At 48.4% G+C, this 16,245-nt stretch carries 19 protein-coding genes; 3 read left to right on the top strand and 16 right to left on the bottom strand.

Annotation, left to right across the window (positions count from 1 at the left end; translation table 11 throughout):
• Window positions 1–64: 64 nt before the first annotated feature.
• The 5 genes from M2371_RS16350 to mak form a co-directional block, all read right to left on the bottom strand.
• Entirely contained in the window at window positions 65–349 is a 285-nt protein-coding gene (locus tag M2371_RS16350; RefSeq protein WP_259268185.1) for a type VI secretion system PAAR protein, read from the bottom strand.
• Window positions 350–403: 54 nt separating this feature from the next.
• The gene (locus tag M2371_RS16345) at window positions 404–1,351 is read right to left on the bottom strand and encodes a hypothetical protein (protein WP_259268184.1); all 948 of its coding nucleotides are present in this window, start codon (window positions 1,349–1,351) and stop codon (window positions 404–406) included.
• Between the two features lie 69 nt (window positions 1,352–1,420).
• Window positions 1,421–2,203 carry a hypothetical protein gene (locus M2371_RS16340; RefSeq protein ID WP_259268183.1) on the bottom strand — a complete coding sequence of 261 codons (783 nt, stop codon included), beginning with the start codon at window positions 2,201–2,203 and terminating at the stop codon, window positions 1,421–1,423.
• A complete protein-coding gene (tssI, locus tag M2371_RS16335) occupies window positions 2,196–4,601 on the bottom strand; it encodes a type VI secretion system tip protein VgrG (protein WP_259268182.1) in 2,406 nt (801 codons plus the stop codon). Before tssI ends, M2371_RS16340 begins: the two co-directional genes overlap by 8 nt.
• Before the next feature lie 281 nt (window positions 4,602–4,882).
• Window positions 4,883–5,794, bottom strand: a complete 912-nt coding sequence (gene mak / locus M2371_RS16330) for a fructokinase (RefSeq protein ID WP_172895418.1) — start codon at window positions 5,792–5,794, stop codon at window positions 4,883–4,885.
• Between the two features lie 125 nt (window positions 5,795–5,919).
• Between mak and rdgC the strand changes: the two genes are divergently transcribed.
• Complete coding sequence (gene rdgC / locus M2371_RS16325; protein WP_034493668.1) at window positions 5,920–6,831, top strand: recombination-associated protein RdgC; 912 nt, start codon at window positions 5,920–5,922, stop codon at window positions 6,829–6,831.
• 42 nt (window positions 6,832–6,873) lie between these two features.
• Here the strand turns inward: rdgC and ppnP are convergent, their stop codons facing one another.
• The 5 genes from ppnP to M2371_RS16300 form a co-directional block, all read right to left on the bottom strand.
• Window positions 6,874–7,167, bottom strand: a complete 294-nt coding sequence (ppnP, locus tag M2371_RS16320) for a pyrimidine/purine nucleoside phosphorylase (RefSeq protein ID WP_034493667.1) — start codon at window positions 7,165–7,167, stop codon at window positions 6,874–6,876.
• 80 nt (window positions 7,168–7,247) lie between these two features.
• Window positions 7,248–7,925, bottom strand: a complete 678-nt coding sequence (locus M2371_RS16315; protein ID WP_115630589.1) for an AroM family protein — start codon at window positions 7,923–7,925, stop codon at window positions 7,248–7,250.
• Between the two features lie 277 nt (window positions 7,926–8,202).
• A complete protein-coding gene (locus M2371_RS16310; RefSeq protein WP_034493665.1) occupies window positions 8,203–8,394 on the bottom strand; it encodes a YaiA family protein in 192 nt (63 codons plus the stop codon).
• 44 nt (window positions 8,395–8,438) lie between these two features.
• On the bottom strand, window positions 8,439–8,963 hold the full coding sequence (gene aroL / locus M2371_RS16305; protein WP_259268181.1) for a shikimate kinase AroL: 525 nt from the start codon (window positions 8,961–8,963) through the stop codon (window positions 8,439–8,441).
• 79 nt (window positions 8,964–9,042) lie between these two features.
• Window positions 9,043–9,504, bottom strand: coding sequence for a YaiI/YqxD family protein (locus M2371_RS16300; RefSeq protein WP_259268180.1), 462 nt, complete (start codon window positions 9,502–9,504; stop codon window positions 9,043–9,045).
• A 148-nt stretch (window positions 9,505–9,652) separates the two neighbouring features.
• On the opposite strand from M2371_RS16300, the gene proC reads away from it, so the two are divergent.
• The gene (gene proC, locus M2371_RS16295) at window positions 9,653–10,462 is read left to right on the top strand and encodes a pyrroline-5-carboxylate reductase (protein WP_172895421.1); all 810 of its coding nucleotides are present in this window, start codon (window positions 9,653–9,655) and stop codon (window positions 10,460–10,462) included.
• Window positions 10,463–10,496: 34 nt separating this feature from the next.
• Here the strand turns inward: proC and adrA are convergent, their stop codons facing one another.
• The 5 genes from adrA to M2371_RS16270 all read right to left on the bottom strand — a co-directional run bounded on the left by adrA (window position 10,497) and on the right by M2371_RS16270 (window position 14,619).
• Window positions 10,497–11,624 (bottom strand): diguanylate cyclase AdrA, encoded by a 1,128-nt coding sequence (gene adrA, locus M2371_RS16290; protein ID WP_404979407.1) that lies wholly within the window; start codon window positions 11,622–11,624, stop codon window positions 10,497–10,499.
• Between the two features lie 90 nt (window positions 11,625–11,714).
• Window positions 11,715–12,032, bottom strand: a complete 318-nt coding sequence (locus M2371_RS16285) for a PsiF family protein (RefSeq protein WP_034493656.1) — start codon at window positions 12,030–12,032, stop codon at window positions 11,715–11,717.
• A 176-nt stretch (window positions 12,033–12,208) separates the two neighbouring features.
• The gene (gene iraP / locus M2371_RS16280) at window positions 12,209–12,469 is read right to left on the bottom strand and encodes an anti-adapter protein IraP (protein ID WP_172895423.1); all 261 of its coding nucleotides are present in this window, start codon (window positions 12,467–12,469) and stop codon (window positions 12,209–12,211) included.
• A 158-nt stretch (window positions 12,470–12,627) separates the two neighbouring features.
• Window positions 12,628–13,848, bottom strand: a complete 1,221-nt coding sequence (locus M2371_RS16275) for a multidrug efflux MFS transporter (protein WP_259268178.1) — start codon at window positions 13,846–13,848, stop codon at window positions 12,628–12,630.
• Window positions 13,849–13,920: 72 nt separating this feature from the next.
• A complete protein-coding gene (locus M2371_RS16270; protein ID WP_259268177.1) occupies window positions 13,921–14,619 on the bottom strand; it encodes an extensin family protein in 699 nt (232 codons plus the stop codon).
• Window positions 14,620–14,752: 133 nt separating this feature from the next.
• Between M2371_RS16270 and ddlA the strand changes: the two genes are divergently transcribed.
• Complete coding sequence (ddlA, locus tag M2371_RS16265) at window positions 14,753–15,853, top strand: D-alanine--D-alanine ligase (RefSeq protein WP_172895426.1); 1,101 nt, start codon at window positions 14,753–14,755, stop codon at window positions 15,851–15,853.
• A 3-nt stretch (window positions 15,854–15,856) separates the two neighbouring features.
• Here the strand turns inward: ddlA and M2371_RS16260 are convergent, their stop codons facing one another.
• Entirely contained in the window at window positions 15,857–16,087 is a 231-nt protein-coding gene (locus tag M2371_RS16260) for a DUF2754 domain-containing protein (protein ID WP_259268176.1), read from the bottom strand.
• Between the last annotated feature and the right edge of the window lie 158 nt (window positions 16,088–16,245).

The raw sequence follows: 16,245 nt of genomic DNA, 5'->3' as shown, positions 1-16,245 counted from the left end.
TCTGACTCTCTGGAATGGACGGCTTCCATCTAAGAAGCCGTATTCAGATAGCACCGCCTGATGCTCAGCCAATATTAACCGTACTACCACCAATAACAACGCCACCGCAATCAATAGCATCACCGGCTCTCGCTGCAGGAAGACCATCAATAAATACGGTGCCTGAACCACTCGCTATTTTACGCGGGTGAGGCGGATGTTTAGGTTTGTCATGGGGTGTCAACGGATCCCCCACTCGGGCTGCCGGTAACCCGTCAATGGATACTGTTGGTGAACCCGCTGTTATGACAGTTTCGCAGTAGCCATCATGTTGGGAGCCTTTGTCATTGAGTTTTGCGGCGAAGGGCATGATTATCTATCCTTGAATAAAGTAATATTTATGGATGTCTGAGTTTCTATTAATCTAATTTGTAAATTTGGTTTTATTCATATCATAAGGCGATGTGAGCATGTCACCGTCGATATTAATAATGACTTGATTAGATCTGGCTTCAAAGAAATTAGCTGGGCTAAATCCATCGTAGTCAAATTTTCTTAAGAGGCCTTCAGCAGTATCCTCTTTCCAGGGGTCAATCACCTTACATAACTCATTAATATTTTGTAAAAAATAACTGTATTTATCCGTTTCACAACTGCCAAACTTCCAGTTAAGTATTGAAAAAACAGTATTATAGATTCTCTTTTCATGGAAAAAGGTATCATTTGCCATGAAAAACTCTAACGTTCCGATATTGTAACGGCGCTTCCCCGGCGGAAATAAATAAGCGTCATTAAGTTTTACCGTATAAGAAAATGTTTTTCCCGCAAGGATTTCCTGCCAATCCGGTTTTTTATCATTATCCTCATCTTCAAATTGGCATCGCCATCCCAGATAAACCAGTCTGATACCTTCGGTTGCTATTGAAAAAGTATCACTACATAAAGGTTGTTCTTCTTCGCGAGCAAGTCTGCTTCTATGCACAAAATATGTTTGCAGGCTTCTATTATAAAAGTTTACGGTGGCAAATGTGGAGCTATTTTTTTGTTGTACAGTCAGATGGATATCAACTTGGCGTTTATTTTGTTCCATTTCACTTTCATATTCACCTATGTCGTAATAGGGATATACTTTAATATCGTCTCCATTTACTTTTAAATCTGTGTACGGCAATGGTTCAATAACCGGAGGGAGATATTTCTCTCCTTTCACTTGGCTAAACTGGCGAAGTCCATAGATATGTTTTTGAAGAACCACATCCTCACTCGCTGTTACATATGCCAAAGGAGACACAAAAAAAAACAACATCATTGTTATTTTTAAGTTAAGAAATTTTATTGCAACAATCTTAATCCTACAAAAAAAATATTTCATATCCCCTCTCAACAAAACCGCATATTTTCACATGGAAATAGTAAGTGAAAAATCATTTATTTTTATTACTTACAATAGAATCTCAAAATATCTCTCAATATTATAAGAATTCTTAAAAACATACTGGCTTTTGCTTTCTTTAAGTTCAGTCGCAAATGTAGGATAATTTTTTAGTTTACTGTAACCTCCTTTTGTTGGCATATCCTCCGTTCCCATCCCCCCATCCCTACCATTTTCCCCACTGCGATAAAAATGAGATAGCTCGTGGCAAAGTGTAGATGCTTGAGAATTAACCCCCATTAATGGTTTACATACAAAATTCTGGAAGATATTTATTCTTAAGATCTCTGCATATCTATCGGGTTCCAAAAAGGATGTCTGATCAGCAGTTACACTTGCAGAGCCTTTGTCGGAGTCAGTTTTATTAAAGAAATTCCCAATAAGAATCGGATCCTTATTTCCCTCGTCAATAGTGGTCGATATCTTTTTAAATATAAAAAGTAATCTATCAACGCCTTCTTGCATAAATTCATGCGCTGTGATGTTTCTCTTTTCAATATAAGGATCAAAGGGACTACTGGGATCGGCATCCATCGCCTTTTTCTTTTCCTCTTCACTATCGATGGTAATAATAGAATGCCCTTCCACACCAAATATTTTAAAAAACTCTTTCTGCTTATCAGCATCCCAACCTTTTTCACTCAGATCTTTTTGTCTCTGCTCTAATACTTTTTGGGTCGCCTCAAGTGCTTCATCCATCATTTTCTTGAATTGATTAGTAACCTTGGTTTCCTTAACACACTGCTTCTTCTTTTCACTTGTTCCTTTTGTACTTTTTCTTTCACTACTCATTTACCCCTCCCAGAATCATATCAATGTTCTGACTTAGCAATCTGACATCAATGTCCTGTGCTTCTTCATCAGTATTAAAACTTTCAGTATTTCCTTCATTATCTGTCACTCCCTCCACCTGAGATCCATCTGCAAACTTTGCGATATAGCGAGTCTGGCGATAGGGAATACCGTCATCGTCTTTAAAAGTGAACTGGATATTATATTCATCAGGTTCATCCTCATCTTTTGGCTCATCCTGCTCACCTGAGCCATCGCCACCGGAATCTCCACCACCACCTTCGTCACTATCCTCCGGCGACTCATCTTCCGAATCATCTTCATCGCCCAGACGGCTCAGTACCGCCGCCTGTAGGGTCTTCACAGGCGCTTCCGGACTTCCCCCGCCGTTGAGATTGATTTTCAGCCCGGTGATGTCCACGCCGCCGGGATGAATGACAATGAATGAGCTGCCCATTTTCAGCGTGATTTTGCTGTTGCTCTGCAACACGATATCGCCCTGCGCATCCACACCCAGCGCACCCTTCACTTTCTGGGCCAGGTCGCCTTTCACCTCCAAGCTGTGATTACCCTTCACCAGGCTGATATGGTCTTTGGCGGTGTTGTATTCCTGGCTGCCTTTCACCGTGACTTTGCGGTCGCGCTCCACATACAGGTTGTCATCGCGGCCGCTGTTTACCGTCCGGTCGCGGGTCACTTTCAGCGTCTGGTCATTGCGCACGGTGATGCTGCGGTCGTGCGCCACGGTGATTTTCTGGTCATGTCCGGCAGCATTTTCCTTGCCGATTTTCACCGTCTGCCCCAGGCCGACCGTGACCTCCTGGTTATGGCCAATGGTTTCACTGTGGTCGACTTTCACATTCGTATCGCGGTTATTCAGCACCACCGTCTTCATGTCCTTCTGGGCATGCATCGACAGCAGCTCCTGGCCGGTCTGGTCCTCAAGCATTAATTCGTTGTACCCGACACCCTTATACGTCTGCGAGCGTATCGCCATCTGGGTTTTAGTCCCCGGCAGGTCGCCCGGTGCACGGTTGGCGGCGTGATAGGTGCGCCCGGTGATAATCGGCTGGTCCGGGTCGCCGTTCAGGAAATCGACAATCACTTCCTGGCCGACGCGCGGGATGGCGATGTTGCCGAATCCCGTGCCCGCCCACGCCTGCGAGACGCGCACCCAGCACGAGCTTTCCTCGTTGCTTTTGTTGTAGCGGTCCCAGGCAAATTTCACCGTCACCCGCCCGTGCTCGTCGCAGTAGATTTCTTCCCCGGCAGGGCCGGTGACAATGCCGATTTGCGGGCCGTCCACCAGCGGTTTCGGTAGCGGCGCCGGTCGCCAGGTCTGCGTAGCCGGGATAACATGAAAGCGGTTGGTGAGCGTGGTGCCCTGACCGGCGCTGCCGATATGCGCCTGTGGCTGGCTGCCGCTCATCTCGCACGACACCACCTGCCACGGGCTGTTTAAATCCTCACGCGGATGGTCGGTGAGGGTGAACCAGCGCCCCGGCTGTAACTGCGGGCAATTACTGGTGCCGCTGGCAAAATCGACGTTATTGCGCCAGCCTTCCATCTGATATTTCGCAAAATCGGCACCGTGCTGTTCGTCTTTAAAACGCCCCGGATAGTCAAAGATTTCATAGTCCGGGCGCTGATATGACAGGTCCGCCCCTTCTTCCTGGTACTGCGCCTGCCAGTTCGGGGCGGTGAAGGTGTAATCCTGGGTGGTGACTTTCGCCGGGCGGATTTGTGCGCTGCGGCGGAAGGTGTTGATGCATTCGGTGGATGATTCAGAGGCGGCATTCGGGTTGTACGGGAACGTCCCGAGTCCGCGCAGGTTGCAGCGGTCATCGGTGAAAGTCAGCTTCTGGTCTCTGTCGTCGAGATATTCATCCTCGAAGAAGAAAATGCCTTCTTCGGCGGCAAGACGGGCGATGAAATCGTAATCCGATTCCATAAACTGGACGCAGAATTCACGCGCCGGATGCGGGCGACGGAACAGGGCGTCATGCGTGCGGATACGCATTTCTTTCAGCAGCTTTGCGAAGATGTACTGGATGTCGTAGTTCTGAAAACTGCGGCAATTCTGCCGTTGTGAACTGCGCCAGAACTCCGGGCGCACCGTCATGCGGTACAACGTCTGATGTTTGCCGCTGTCGCCCTGCTCGCAGAAGGTGACGATACCGCGCACCCGGCGCTTAATCTCTTCGCCCTGCCAGATGGAGAGCAGCGCGAATTCATCGAGAATGGCTTTAAAGCCAATCGCCGGGTCATTACAGGCCACGGTGATATCCAGAGTGAATAGCGAAGAGAGAGACTGCATTAATTTAAAGCCCACCACCGCAAAGGTGTCCGCCGGAGTGCGCCCCGCGGTGAAGGTAAAGCGGGTGCCGTCTGAGGCCATGAGGGAAGTCCTTTCCTGTCCGTGGAGTTATTGACCAGAGCACATAGTCGAAACTGAATCATTACTCTGATAAATATAATAAAATCAAAAGCATAATGGACGTGAAAGATAAGATTGGAAGAGCGAGATGACTGTGACAGGTGTCACATAAAAGAAAATAGGGAAACCTACAAATGGTTCAGGCGTTCAATAGATTATTTTTTGCCGGATGTCGCTAACGCTAATCCGACCTACGTATGAGATCTCATAGGACGGATTAACGCAACGTCATCCACCAGCTTTTACTTCTCCAGCGGCCACAACCACGCCGCACCGCGTACGCCGCTGGAGTCGCCATGAACCGCTTTGCGAATCGGGGTTTCGCATTCACCGCCAAAGACCCACGGCTTCACTAGCTGCGGCACTGTTTTGTACAAACGTTCGTTGTTGCTCATACCGCCGCCGAGCACGATCACATCGGGATCAATAATATTGACAATGTGGGCCAGTGATTTTGCCAGGCGCATTTCGTAGCGAGCGATCGCCAGTTCTGCAACCGGATCCTGTTGCTCGACTAAATGCATGATCTCATTACCCTTAAGGGCATGGCCACTCAAACGACGGTAATCTGTGCCGAAGCCCGTTCCGGAAATAAAGGTTTCGATACAGCCTTGTTTGCCGCAGTAGCAAGGCACTTCCTCGCGAAAACGCAATTCGTCTTCATCCATCCACGGTAAAGGGTTATGGCCCCACTCACCCGCCGTACCGTTGCCGCCAATCAGGCTACGCCCGTTAATGGCGATGCCCGATCCACAGCCTGTACCGATGATCACCGCGAAAACCATTGCCGCACCGGCTGCTGCCCCGTCGGTTGCTTCAGAAACCGCCAGACAGTTCGCATCATTAGCCAGACGAACTTCACGCTGCAGAGCATCACACAGATCTTTATCGAAAGGTTGGCCGTTAAGCCAGGTTGAGTTGGCATTTTTGACCACGCGGGTATAAGGCGAGATCGAACCGGGTATACCGATACCTACGGTTCCAGTCTCACCCGTGGCCTCTTCTGCCAGGCGCACCAGTTCAACAATCGTGCCGATAGTCTGCTGGTAATCGTTTTTCGGCGTTGGCAAGCGATGGCGGAAAAGTTGTTTCCCGTCGTTGGCCAGAGCGATAACTTCTGTTTTTGTTCCACCTAAGTCGATACCAATACGCACGGCAATGCCCTCATTTAATTATTGTTATCAATAGAATAGAAGTGCTGCCCCGTAAAGGCAATGAAACACAGCGCCCGATTCGTTATCATGCCCGCTGCGTTTAACTGACAGTCCGGGAAATAATCATGGTGTGGTTCAAAAATTTAATGGTTTACCGTTTAAGCCGTGACATCACGCTTTCAGCGGATGACATGGAAAAACAGTTGGCCGCGTTTACTTTCACCCCTTGCGGTAGCCAGGATATGGCCAAGACCGGCTGGGTGTCGCCGATGGGTTCGCACAGTGATGCATTAACCCATGTTGCCAACGGGCAGATTGTGATTTGCGCCCGTAAAGAAGAAAAAATTCTCCCGGCTCCGGTGATTAAACAAGAACTGGAAGCGAAGATCAGCCGCCTTGAAGCCGAACAGGCTCGTAAGCTGAAAAAAACCGAGAAAGATTCCCTGAAAGATGAAGTGCTGCACTCTTTGCTGCCACGCGCTTTTAGTCGTTTCAATCAAACCATGATGTGGATTGATACCGTAAACGGTTTAATCATGGTGGATTGTGCCAGTGCCAAGAAAGCGGAAGATACGCTGGCGTTGCTGCGTAAAAGTCTTGGTTCGTTGCCAGTGGTGCCGCTTGCGCTCGAAAACCCAATTGAGCTGACACTGACCGAATGGGTTCGCTCAGGCGATGTACCTCCAGGCTTTGCGCTGATGGATGAAGCCGAGCTGAAAGCCATTCTTGAAGGTGGCGGTGTGATTCGTTGCAAGCAGCAGGACCTGGTTTGCGATGAAATTGCCGCCCATATCGAAGCCGATAAAGTAGTCACTAAATTGGCTCTTGACTGGCAAGAACGTATTCAGTTTTTGATTGCTGACGACGGTTCAATTAAGCGTTTGAAATTTGCAGACACCATCCGTGAACAGAACGATGACATCGACCGCGAAGATTTTGGCCAACGTTTTGATGCTGATTTTATTCTGATGACAGGTGAATTAGCTGCGTTGATCAAGAGCCTGGTTGAAGCGTTAGGCGGCGAAGCACAGCGCTAAAATCCGTTCCCTCTTCCCTATGGGAAGAGGGAAATAAATACATTATTTGTCGGCCAGATAACGGCAAAGATAGGAAGTCGGTTCAGCGACTTGTAAATGGAATTCACTGTGTCCGGGAACATGGAACACAGTGCCCGCAGCATACGTTTTCCATTCGGTTTCGCCCGGCAGTAAAACATGCAATGCCCCACTCACCACTGTCATTTCTTCTGGTTGAGCTGTACCAAAAGTATATTCACCTTCAGCCATGACCCCAACACTTGCGCGGCCAGTGCTGCTGCTGGTAAACCCAATAGATTTCACTTTACCGGAAAAGTACTCATTACTTTGAAGCATGACCAGGCCCTTTTAAAAATAGTTGAAAAAACAATATAGAGGGGAACTTAAGAGCCTGTCACGCAAATTATTGCCTGCCGTTAAGCGAGCAATTCCGACGCAAGTCGAGCAATCAGCACGTTCGATAACAATACCGGAACATCCAATGATTTTTGCAGCAAATCACGATGTTTTTGATGAAAACCCAGGCAATCCAGAAGCAGTACATCCGCACCATCTGCTACCAGTTTCTTTCCTGCATCGATTAGATCCTGTTCCGTTCCATGAATCGGATTCGCCAATTCATACAGCGGTTCACTCTCTAAAAGTTGCCATTTTTGGCTCTGGAATTTAAGCATTTCAGGCACCGGGATAATAATCCCGACCTGATGCCCGACGACAATCGAGGCTACCAGCGGCGGGATGATGCGCTCTGGCTCCAGCAAAATACCTTTGCGTACCGTTAGATTGGCAAAACGGTGTGAACTCATGAGTAAAATGACATCGAAACCCTGGTTATCCAGCACTTCAATCGCATCTTGCAACGCACGCTCTACTTTCTGCTTCCCCAAAGAAATCAGAAGATTACCGGATAAAAGAGTGAGTAAAGGTTCCTCACCTGCTGCCGGAGCATATTCCGCCATCACTTCGTCATGCGAAAGATTACCAAGCAGGCTGAATAGTTTGATTTGATCAGCAGAAATGTGATCCGTGAGTAGCGGCAGGATTTCACTGACCGGAACAACGCCGATGGTGATAATTGCCAATGTTTGTTTCATGTTTCGTTCCGCCCTTGTCCCATATCAGCCCCTCACTGCTGCACTGGTATCTTTCCTGTGAATGATACTCTGCTGAAGGTCGTTCAATAATTAACCACAAAGCGTAGCAGCATAATTGCAGAGCATCTGCCGGAATATTCAACGAAACGCCAACGACATTAGTACAACATCACGATAATTATTTTTTAACAAATGGATTAACTGAAAGATGTGATTTATCGCAGGTCAGTGAGTGAATTCAAAAGAGGGAGAAGATGCGGCATCCTTGCCAGTGACACTAGGTTTTTTGCGGATCTTCGTAACGCCGCTTAGCATCCCGCGCTTCTTGTTCTGTTTCATGCTCGCTAATTAGCGTGTCAGGATGGGGATGGTCCGCACGAAGTTGATACCAGGTCACTGTTTGGTCCGTTGCGCCTTTTTCAACGGCAACAATTCGCGCTTCTCGTGGATATGGAGGATTGCTCGCCATCGCTCTTCCTTAGGTTGTGGATGAGCGTTAAGTATAGACAATGATTAGCTGGCATGAGCCGTATGCAATGCCGCCAGCACCGCTGCGACGATTTCTTCAGGGGAACTAGTGGCATCAACAACATGGTGTGCGGCCTGGTTATAGAGCGCTTCACGGGCCGCAAGAACTTCGACGATTTCATCGGTAATCGGCCTACCGGTAAGTGTAGGACGCTGGCCTTCTTCCGGAAAGGCTTCTAAGCGTGAGGCCAGGATTTGCGCCGGTGCACGCAGGTAGATAACCACGCCGTGATCGCGCATAAACTGACGATTGCTTTCGGCCAGCACCATGCCGCCCCCGGTCGCAATAACCGTACCTGGCGCCGTAACGCTTTGCAGCGCACCGGACTCACGGCGACGAAAACCGTCCCACCCTTCTTGTGCGACGATATCGGCAACGCTCATTTTGGTGGTCGTTAAAAGGTAATGGTCGGTATCAACAAAGTTACAGCCCAATGCCTGCGCTAATGCAACACCCACGGTTGTTTTGCCACAACCTCGTGCGCCGACTAAATAAATGGGTTGAGTCATCGGTGGCTAATCCTTAGAAGTCCGCCAAAGAGTGTCATCATACCAGCAAGCTAGTACGCGGTGTAGAATTACATCGGTATTAAGCGCTTTTAGAGCGACTGGCAACAAGCAGCCACTTTTCGAGTTCGTTCGCAAATAACTGACGATCACGCTGATTAAGGCTGTCAGGCCCGCCGGTCTGCACACCACTGGCTCTTAATGTATCCATAAAATCACGCATCGTAAGGCGTTCTCGAATGGTGGCTGGAGTGTAAAGCTCACCGCGAGGATTGAGCGCAATCGCGCCCTTTTCCAGCACATCGGCAGCCAAAGGAATATCCGCCGTCACCACTAAATCGTCTTTTTCACAGCGCCGGACAATTTCGTTATCGGCCACATCAAAACCCGATGCCACTTGCAGGCTACGAATAAAACGCGAAGGCGGTGTTTTCATTCCCTGGTTTGCCACCAGAGTTACCATGGTTTGCGTACGCTCTGCGGCACGAAACAACACTTCTTTTATCACTTTTGGACACGCATCTGCATCCACCCAAATTTGCATCACGACTCCTGATTGCCGACGCTAATGGAGGGGATCTTGCCGTGCTTTTTCAGAATCGCAAACTTTATCTTTGCCTGCGGTTAGCCGAAGCCAGTGAAATCACGTTAAGCTATGCTCATCACACAACTCAAAACGATGGAGTGAGACTTTGGATAAGAAAATTGGATTTATCGGTTGCGGCAATATGGGAAAAGCCATTCTTGGTGGTCTGATAGCCAGTGGGCAAGTGCTTCCAGGCAACATCTGGGTCTATACGCCATCGCCCGATAAAGTCGATGCCTTGCGCGAGCAATACGGTATTAATGCCGCGCAAAGCGCACAGGAAGTTGCTCAAATTGCCGATATCGTTTTCGGTGCGGTGAAGCCCAATGTGATGCTAAAAGTGCTGGGTGAAGTCAATTCCAGCCTGAATAAAGATACGGTGGTGATTTCCATTGCCGCAGGCATCACGCTGGATTCGCTGGCAAAAGCCCTGGGACACGACCGTAAAATTATCCGTGCCATGCCCAATACGCCAGCCCTGGTGAATGCCGGGATGACCTCAATCACGCCAAACGCGTTAGTCACCTCTGAAGATATTGCCGATGCGGTGAATATTTTCCGCAGCTTTGGTCTTGCTGAGGTGGTGTCGGAAACCATGATTCACCCGGTTGTGGGCGTGAGCGGTTCCGCCCCGGCATATGTGTTTATGTTTATTGAAGCGATGGCTGATGCTGCGGTACTGGGCGGAATGCCGCGTAAGCAGGCGTATCAGTTCGCGGCACAAGCGGTTATGGGTTCGGCGAAAATGGTTCTGGAAACCGGCCAGCATCCGGGCGAGTTGAAGGATATGGTCTGCTCACCCGGCGGAACAACGATTGAAGCGGTAAAAATTCTGGAAGAAAAAGGGTTCAGAGCTGCTGTGATGGAAGCCGTGGTGAAGTGTATGGCGAAGTCTGAGCATTTAGGTAAATCGTAATCCTGATGCCCTCTCCTGCTTTCAGGTGAGGGCTTTATGCTGCTATATCAGCCACTTCAGTACGGCTCCGTCCAAGATTTTTAGCTTTATACAACGCCACATCTGCCGCTTTTAACCACTCTCGATAGTTCACCATGTGCTTATTGAACTCCGCAACGCCCACGCTTATGCGCAGCGGTACATGAGGTGCTCGCGGTAAACGAAACTCGTCGAGATAGTCACGAACGCGAGCCATCGCCTGGATTGCACTTTCTTGCGGCGTCCCTGACATAATGACCCCAAACTCATCGCCACCGAACCGCCCTATCACATCGGTAATACGCAGGCTAAGCTGCAAATGTTCGGTAATGGCGAGAATGGCTTCATCACCCACATCATGTCCAAATGAGTCGTTAATCGATTTGAAGTGGTCGATATCAATCAGCAATAGCGTCGCACTACGTTGATAACGTTGGCAGTTGTCATACTCGCCGTGCAGCAAATGCTCCCAGTGACGGCGGTTATATACGCCTGTCATGCCATCGCGAGTGCTCATTTGCATCAACCTGCGTTTATGTTCCGAAAGTTTGAGCGCGGTGCGGTAACTGACGAGGCCAAAGTAAACGGGATAAACAAGCAGAAACGGCAGGCAAATCCATACCTGTGATGGCATGGTTTCCAGATTAAGAGGAATGTGTGCCAACCCTAGCGTTAACAGACAACTCAGCAAGATCACCCCAAGCCCCATCCCAAACAATTTTACCCCGCCACAGCCCACGTTGTTCATGCACAACATGGTGAAAATCAATGCCGAAGGCAGCGCATTCAGCCCCATGACGGCAATCCACACGCCACCCATTAATGAATCAACCATTAAGTTGCGGATTTCTGCCCGGGCCGGGTCGCTTGAGCGATCGGCGGTTTGCCAGGCAAAATGCGGCCAGATAAAGCCATAAGCGACCAATAACAACCACCACCAACCGGACACTGGCTGCAGAACTAATACCGAAGAGACACAGAAAAAACCTGTCGCTAAGCCAATGATTCTTGGGATGTACAGGCGGCGGGCGAACCGTCGACCCGAGCGGTGCCTGTCTTCGTCAAGGTACGTTGAGCTTTCCATAATTCCCCCAGGAAGCCATCTACCAGAGCTGAATTCATCATTCATGATATTTAGGAATATTCTGAAACATTTGCCGTAATTATAGAAACTCAGGCCAGGGGGGAAGTATGATTTTTCGGGTGAGTCAGCGAACCGACTCACCCATTTAGGTTATTTGATTTGTTTTTTCAGGCAATTACTCATGAATGTTTTTCGCGCATCGCCTGATAATGTCTGTTTGCCCGCCTGAGCATTACAATCTTTCATTTTCTGCTGCTGCGGAGTCAGACTCTTATCTGCTGGCTCTGACTGGCTGTTCTTCAGGCAGTTGCTCATGTAAGTTTTGCGTTCATCACCTTTTAGGGTTTGTGATGTGGCTTGCTGGTTACATGAAGTCATGCGTTGCTGTTGCGGAGTCATTGCTTTATCTGCTGCGGTTGCGGCCCCAACAACACCTGCCAGTAACACCATCATTAATACTGTTTTCATAGCACCATCCTTTTTATTGTGGTGCTTTAATTTTGGGTCGAGGTTTCCGAAAAGGCGAATATCCCAACGCTATAAGGGAAATTAAACGGGTTTAGTTAAAGAATAAAACCATGAACTGTCGTTTTACTTTAACTTCCCTTAATAATAAAAAAATTCAGAGATAGTGACGCAGGCAATCAATTACGCGGTTGGGTTAACAGCTTATCTAAATATTGCTTTAGAAGGTCAGTATCACGCTCCGTTACCGCTTCGGTAGGTCGGACTTCATTTAACGCGCTTTGAATATGGGCGACCATGGCCTGCCGATCATTCTTATCCATTCGGCAAAGCATGGCAGTAACAACTATTTCCAGGGCTTCAATTTGTGCGACAAACTCTTTTGACTCTTCTTCTTTTTCGGCGAGTTTAGACAGTAACTCAGAGATGAGATTCTTCATATTTATTGCCCAAAGGGATACGAAGCATGACGTTAACATTCTGATTTCATGTTGCATAGAGGGGGGCGAGACTATTTTTATACGGCTCTGCGAATATGTGTCAGAGAGCAAAAAAAATAGTATTACCCGTTATTTAGCATCTAAAAATAACTCTGAAATCATGGCGCGATCTCATTTCTTTTTTCGTCTTGTTGCTTTTTACGCTGCAACATTACGGCTAATTGCCAAACGTTGAGCAATACCACCACTGCCGTTGCAATAAATACCCAACGAAAACCGGCCATCGCAGAAACGCCGGCCCCAATTAATGGCCCTACAACATTACCAAGATACATAAACGATTGATTATAACCAAATATCCGACCTGTCACCTGATCGCTTGAATATTTCACCAACAAGGTTTGCACAGCCGGTAACATCGCCCCATCAGCAAAGCCGAGTAAAAAGCGTAATACGGCTAGCTGCATTGGGGATGTCACCCATGACATAGCAAAAAATAATATCACTGCAAAAATTAGCGTCGCCATTAATACTCGGGCTGTACCGATTCTGTCGCCTAATTTTCCGAGTCGGGGGGCAGAAATAAGCGCGGATATACCCGGCACTGCGGCAATAAATCCACTAATAAACGCGATGTTGTTACTTTCCGGAGACAGATGTTTGATAAAAAGCGCGAGTATCGGGCCAATAGAGCCATTACAAAGTTGTATGACCATGGTGGTGACAAACAGGCTAATCATTAATTTGGGATAGGGTAAGGAAGCGAATACTGCTTTGCCGGATAAACGGTTTGCTTTGCTGATATTAGGACGCCCCCCTTCTTTGATCAGAAATAATGTCACTAAAAAGCTGACCATCAACAATGCCGCGGTGACGTAAAACACCATCCGCAAACCAAGGATGTCGGCCATATAGCCTCCCAAAAGTGGGCCGACAATCACCCCACTGATTTGCGCCGTAGAAAGCGTGCTCAAAGCCCAGCCGCTTCGCTCACGCGGAACCTGAGAAGCCACTAATGCCATGGCATTGGGAATATAGCCGGAAGTCAGCCCCATCACGGCGCGTAAAATAAACAATTGCCAGACGTTGGTCGCAAACGCCTGCAATAAAATAGCCACCGCCATACCCAGCGAGGCTCGCAGTAACATCAGTTTTCGACCTTTACGATCGGCAAGGCTGCCCCACATCGGCGACACTATCGCCGAGACAAGAAAGGTTACGCTGAATGTAAGCCCGGACCACATGGATAACGCTTCGTGAGAAGTCACGCCGAGCTGCTCAACATAGAGCGGTAAAAAAGGAAGAATTTGGCTAATGGCGAGGCCGGTAAAAAAACAACCGAACCACACCGAGATAATATTGACCTTCCAGGATTCCATACGGGGCACGCTTAATTAGTGGGGTAAAAAAAGCCAGGCTGAATACTGTGAAGTTTATCATACAAATAGTTGTTATCTACAAAGGCCATAACCCCGCATACCCAGGTGGAAATGGTCAGCATGTGCTGCGTTATAATCTGGCCCCAACGCGTTTCCAAAAAATGGGCAACCGTTTTCAAACACGATGTGAAGATATTCCTGCCCTTTTCCACCCGCTTGCCAGCCTTTCAGAATGCTGATTTGTTGCTGGTTTGCAAAGCCAAATCCGCTGATATCCAGTGCATCCGCCGTGGCATGCTCGCTCAAACGCGCGCCTTCCCGATTGTAGATATTGCGGCAGGCGAAACTCCCTAAATGATTGATATGAGTGAGTCGGCTGCCAAATTCACTCTGCGCTAACAGCACGGCGCGTTGATGAACAAACATCGTGCTGCTCAGTGCTAATGGGCAACTGGCCAGAAAACTACTACTGAGCGCAACACTGCCAAAATTTTGCACGCGTACGGTATCGGTCAGCGGGCAATTTCCTGTGGTATCGGACACGCTACGGAAATTGAGTTGCCCGCGTTGTTTCGCCTGTTGTAACAGGGCGAGACAAGCCTGCGGATGGTTAGCCAAAGCCCGGAGTTTGTAGCGTGTGACAAGCGTCGGCGGGTCGTCAATAGAAAGCGGAGCAAAGGGATTGTACTGCGCGGGCAAACGCTCATAGAGCCAAAAGCCTGTCGCGGCCACGATAACCATGCCAATGACAATTGTCACTCCTTTCACCATCCCATCACCTGATATTGTTTACGGAATAATCATTATAGAAGTTGAGCCGTTTTAAGCGTCAGGAAGCACATGAATCCTCGTAATGAGCGTGGTATGTTGTCCGCCTTTGTACTGTTTAAGGATGGGTTTGGGCATGGCAAAACTGCGGGTTGGGATTGTGTTTGGGGGCAAGTCAGCTGAACACGAAGTATCGCTACAGTCGGCGAAGAATATTGTCGACGCCATTGATAAATCAAAGTTTGAGGTGGTGTTACTGGGCATTGATAAAAAAGGCCAGTGGCATGTCAATGATGCGTCCAACTATCTGTTAAATGCAGAAAACCCAGCATTGATTGCCCTGAATCGCTCAGGAACCAATGTTGCCGTGGTGCCAGGCCAGACAGAGAATCAGCTGATTGAGTCCTCCTCCGCACAGTTTTTAGCGCCTGTAGACGTTATTTTCCCGATAGTTCACGGCACGCTGGGCGAAGATGGCTCCCTGCAAGGGATGCTACGCATGGCGAACCTTCCGTTTGTCGGTTCTGGCGTGTTAGGTTCCGCCGTTAGCATGGATAAAGACGTGACCAAGCGTCTGCTACGCGATGCCGGGCTTAATATCGCTCCGTTTATCACGCTAACCCGCGCCAACCGCAACAAAATTAGCTTCGCAGAAATTGAAGCGAAACTGGGCCTGCCACTGTTTATCAAACCTGCCAACCAGGGTTCATCCGTCGGCGTCAGCAAAGTGAATAATGCGGCGCAATATGAAACCGCTGTCGCGTTAGCTTTCGAGTTCGACCATAAAGTTGTGGTTGAAACCGGGATTAAAGGCCGTGAAATTGAATGCGCGGTATTAGGCAATGACGAACCGCAAGCAAGTACCTGCGGCGAAGTAGTGGTAAGCAGCGATTTTTATTCGTATGACACTAAATATATTGATGATAAAGGCGCACAAGTTGTTGTGCCGGCGGCGATTTCAACCGACATCAACGATAAAATTCGTGACATTGCGGTGCGCGCTTACCAGACGCTGGAATGCAGTGGAATGGCGCGGGTTGACGTATTCCTGACTGACGATAATGAAGTTATTATCAATGAGATCAATACGCTGCCAGGGTTTACGAATATCAGTATGTATCCAAAACTCTGGCAGGCAAGCGGCTTAGATTATCAAACGCTGATTACACGTTTGATTGAACTGGCTCTTGAGCGAAACCTGCAAGATTGCGCGTTGAAAAGTTCAATTACCGCCTAAGGCTTACTCTTTCGCCGTCGTCGATTCTTCAGGTTCCGGGCGGCGGCGAATAATAAATCCCGCCAACCAGAAGCAAATCACCCAGGTTACCAACCCGACTGCATAATTCTGCCAGCCTTCGGTTTTAAACCCCAACAAGCCAATCACACCGTTCAAAATAAAGATGAGACCAATCGCCACGGCATAGTAGTGCCAGTCACGGCGCATTTTTGAAGACAATGTTTTAGCAGACATGATGCAACCCGTCAGGATAAAGAGAGGGCTTATTGTGGCATAGCCCACGGCGAGAAACCGCACGTAAATGCGGGCTAAACAGGATTTTGTTACGTCAATTTCACATAAGTTACAGATATGTGATCTCAGACATACATTCACAAACCAGGAGCATTCCG

The organism is Buttiauxella sp. BIGb0471, from assembly GCF_024807715.1.
Classification (GTDB): domain Bacteria; phylum Pseudomonadota; class Gammaproteobacteria; order Enterobacterales; family Enterobacteriaceae; genus Buttiauxella; species Buttiauxella agrestis.
Note: the sequence above shows the minus strand (reverse complement) of the source record. Positions and strands in the feature narration are given on the sequence as shown.

What these genes read in the sequence shown, in the direction of transcription:
- M2371_RS16350 (WP_259268185.1), bottom strand. Translation starts at nt 349, where the DNA reads ATGCCCTTCGCCGCAAAACTCAATGACAAAGGCTCCCAACATGATGGC.
- M2371_RS16345 (WP_259268184.1), bottom strand. Translation starts at nt 1,351, where the DNA reads ATGAAATATTTTTTTTGTAGGATTAAGATTGTTGCAATAAAATTTCTT.
- M2371_RS16340 (WP_259268183.1), bottom strand. Translation starts at nt 2,203, where the DNA reads ATGAGTAGTGAAAGAAAAAGTACAAAAGGAACAAGTGAAAAGAAGAAG.
- tssI (WP_259268182.1), bottom strand. Translation starts at nt 4,601, where the DNA reads ATGGCCTCAGACGGCACCCGCTTTACCTTCACCGCGGGGCGCACTCCG.
- rdgC (WP_034493668.1), top strand. Translation starts at nt 5,920, where the DNA reads ATGGTGTGGTTCAAAAATTTAATGGTTTACCGTTTAAGCCGTGACATC.
- ppnP (WP_034493667.1), bottom strand. Translation starts at nt 7,167, where the DNA reads ATGCTTCAAAGTAATGAGTACTTTTCCGGTAAAGTGAAATCTATTGGG.
- M2371_RS16315 (WP_115630589.1), bottom strand. Translation starts at nt 7,925, where the DNA reads ATGAAACAAACATTGGCAATTATCACCATCGGCGTTGTTCCGGTCAGT.
- M2371_RS16310 (WP_034493665.1), bottom strand. Translation starts at nt 8,394, where the DNA reads ATGGCGAGCAATCCTCCATATCCACGAGAAGCGCGAATTGTTGCCGTT.
- aroL (WP_259268181.1), bottom strand. Translation starts at nt 8,963, where the DNA reads ATGACTCAACCCATTTATTTAGTCGGCGCACGAGGTTGTGGCAAAACA.
- M2371_RS16300 (WP_259268180.1), bottom strand. Translation starts at nt 9,504, where the DNA reads ATGCAAATTTGGGTGGATGCAGATGCGTGTCCAAAAGTGATAAAAGAA.
- M2371_RS16285 (WP_034493656.1), bottom strand. Translation starts at nt 12,032, where the DNA reads ATGAAAACAGTATTAATGATGGTGTTACTGGCAGGTGTTGTTGGGGCC.
- iraP (WP_172895423.1), bottom strand. Translation starts at nt 12,469, where the DNA reads ATGAAGAATCTCATCTCTGAGTTACTGTCTAAACTCGCCGAAAAAGAA.
- M2371_RS16275 (WP_259268178.1), bottom strand. Translation starts at nt 13,848, where the DNA reads ATGGAATCCTGGAAGGTCAATATTATCTCGGTGTGGTTCGGTTGTTTT.
- M2371_RS16270 (WP_259268177.1), bottom strand. Translation starts at nt 14,619, where the DNA reads ATGGTGAAAGGAGTGACAATTGTCATTGGCATGGTTATCGTGGCCGCG.
- ddlA (WP_172895426.1), top strand. Translation starts at nt 14,753, where the DNA reads ATGGCAAAACTGCGGGTTGGGATTGTGTTTGGGGGCAAGTCAGCTGAA.
- M2371_RS16260 (WP_259268176.1), bottom strand. Translation starts at nt 16,087, where the DNA reads ATGTCTGCTAAAACATTGTCTTCAAAAATGCGCCGTGACTGGCACTAC.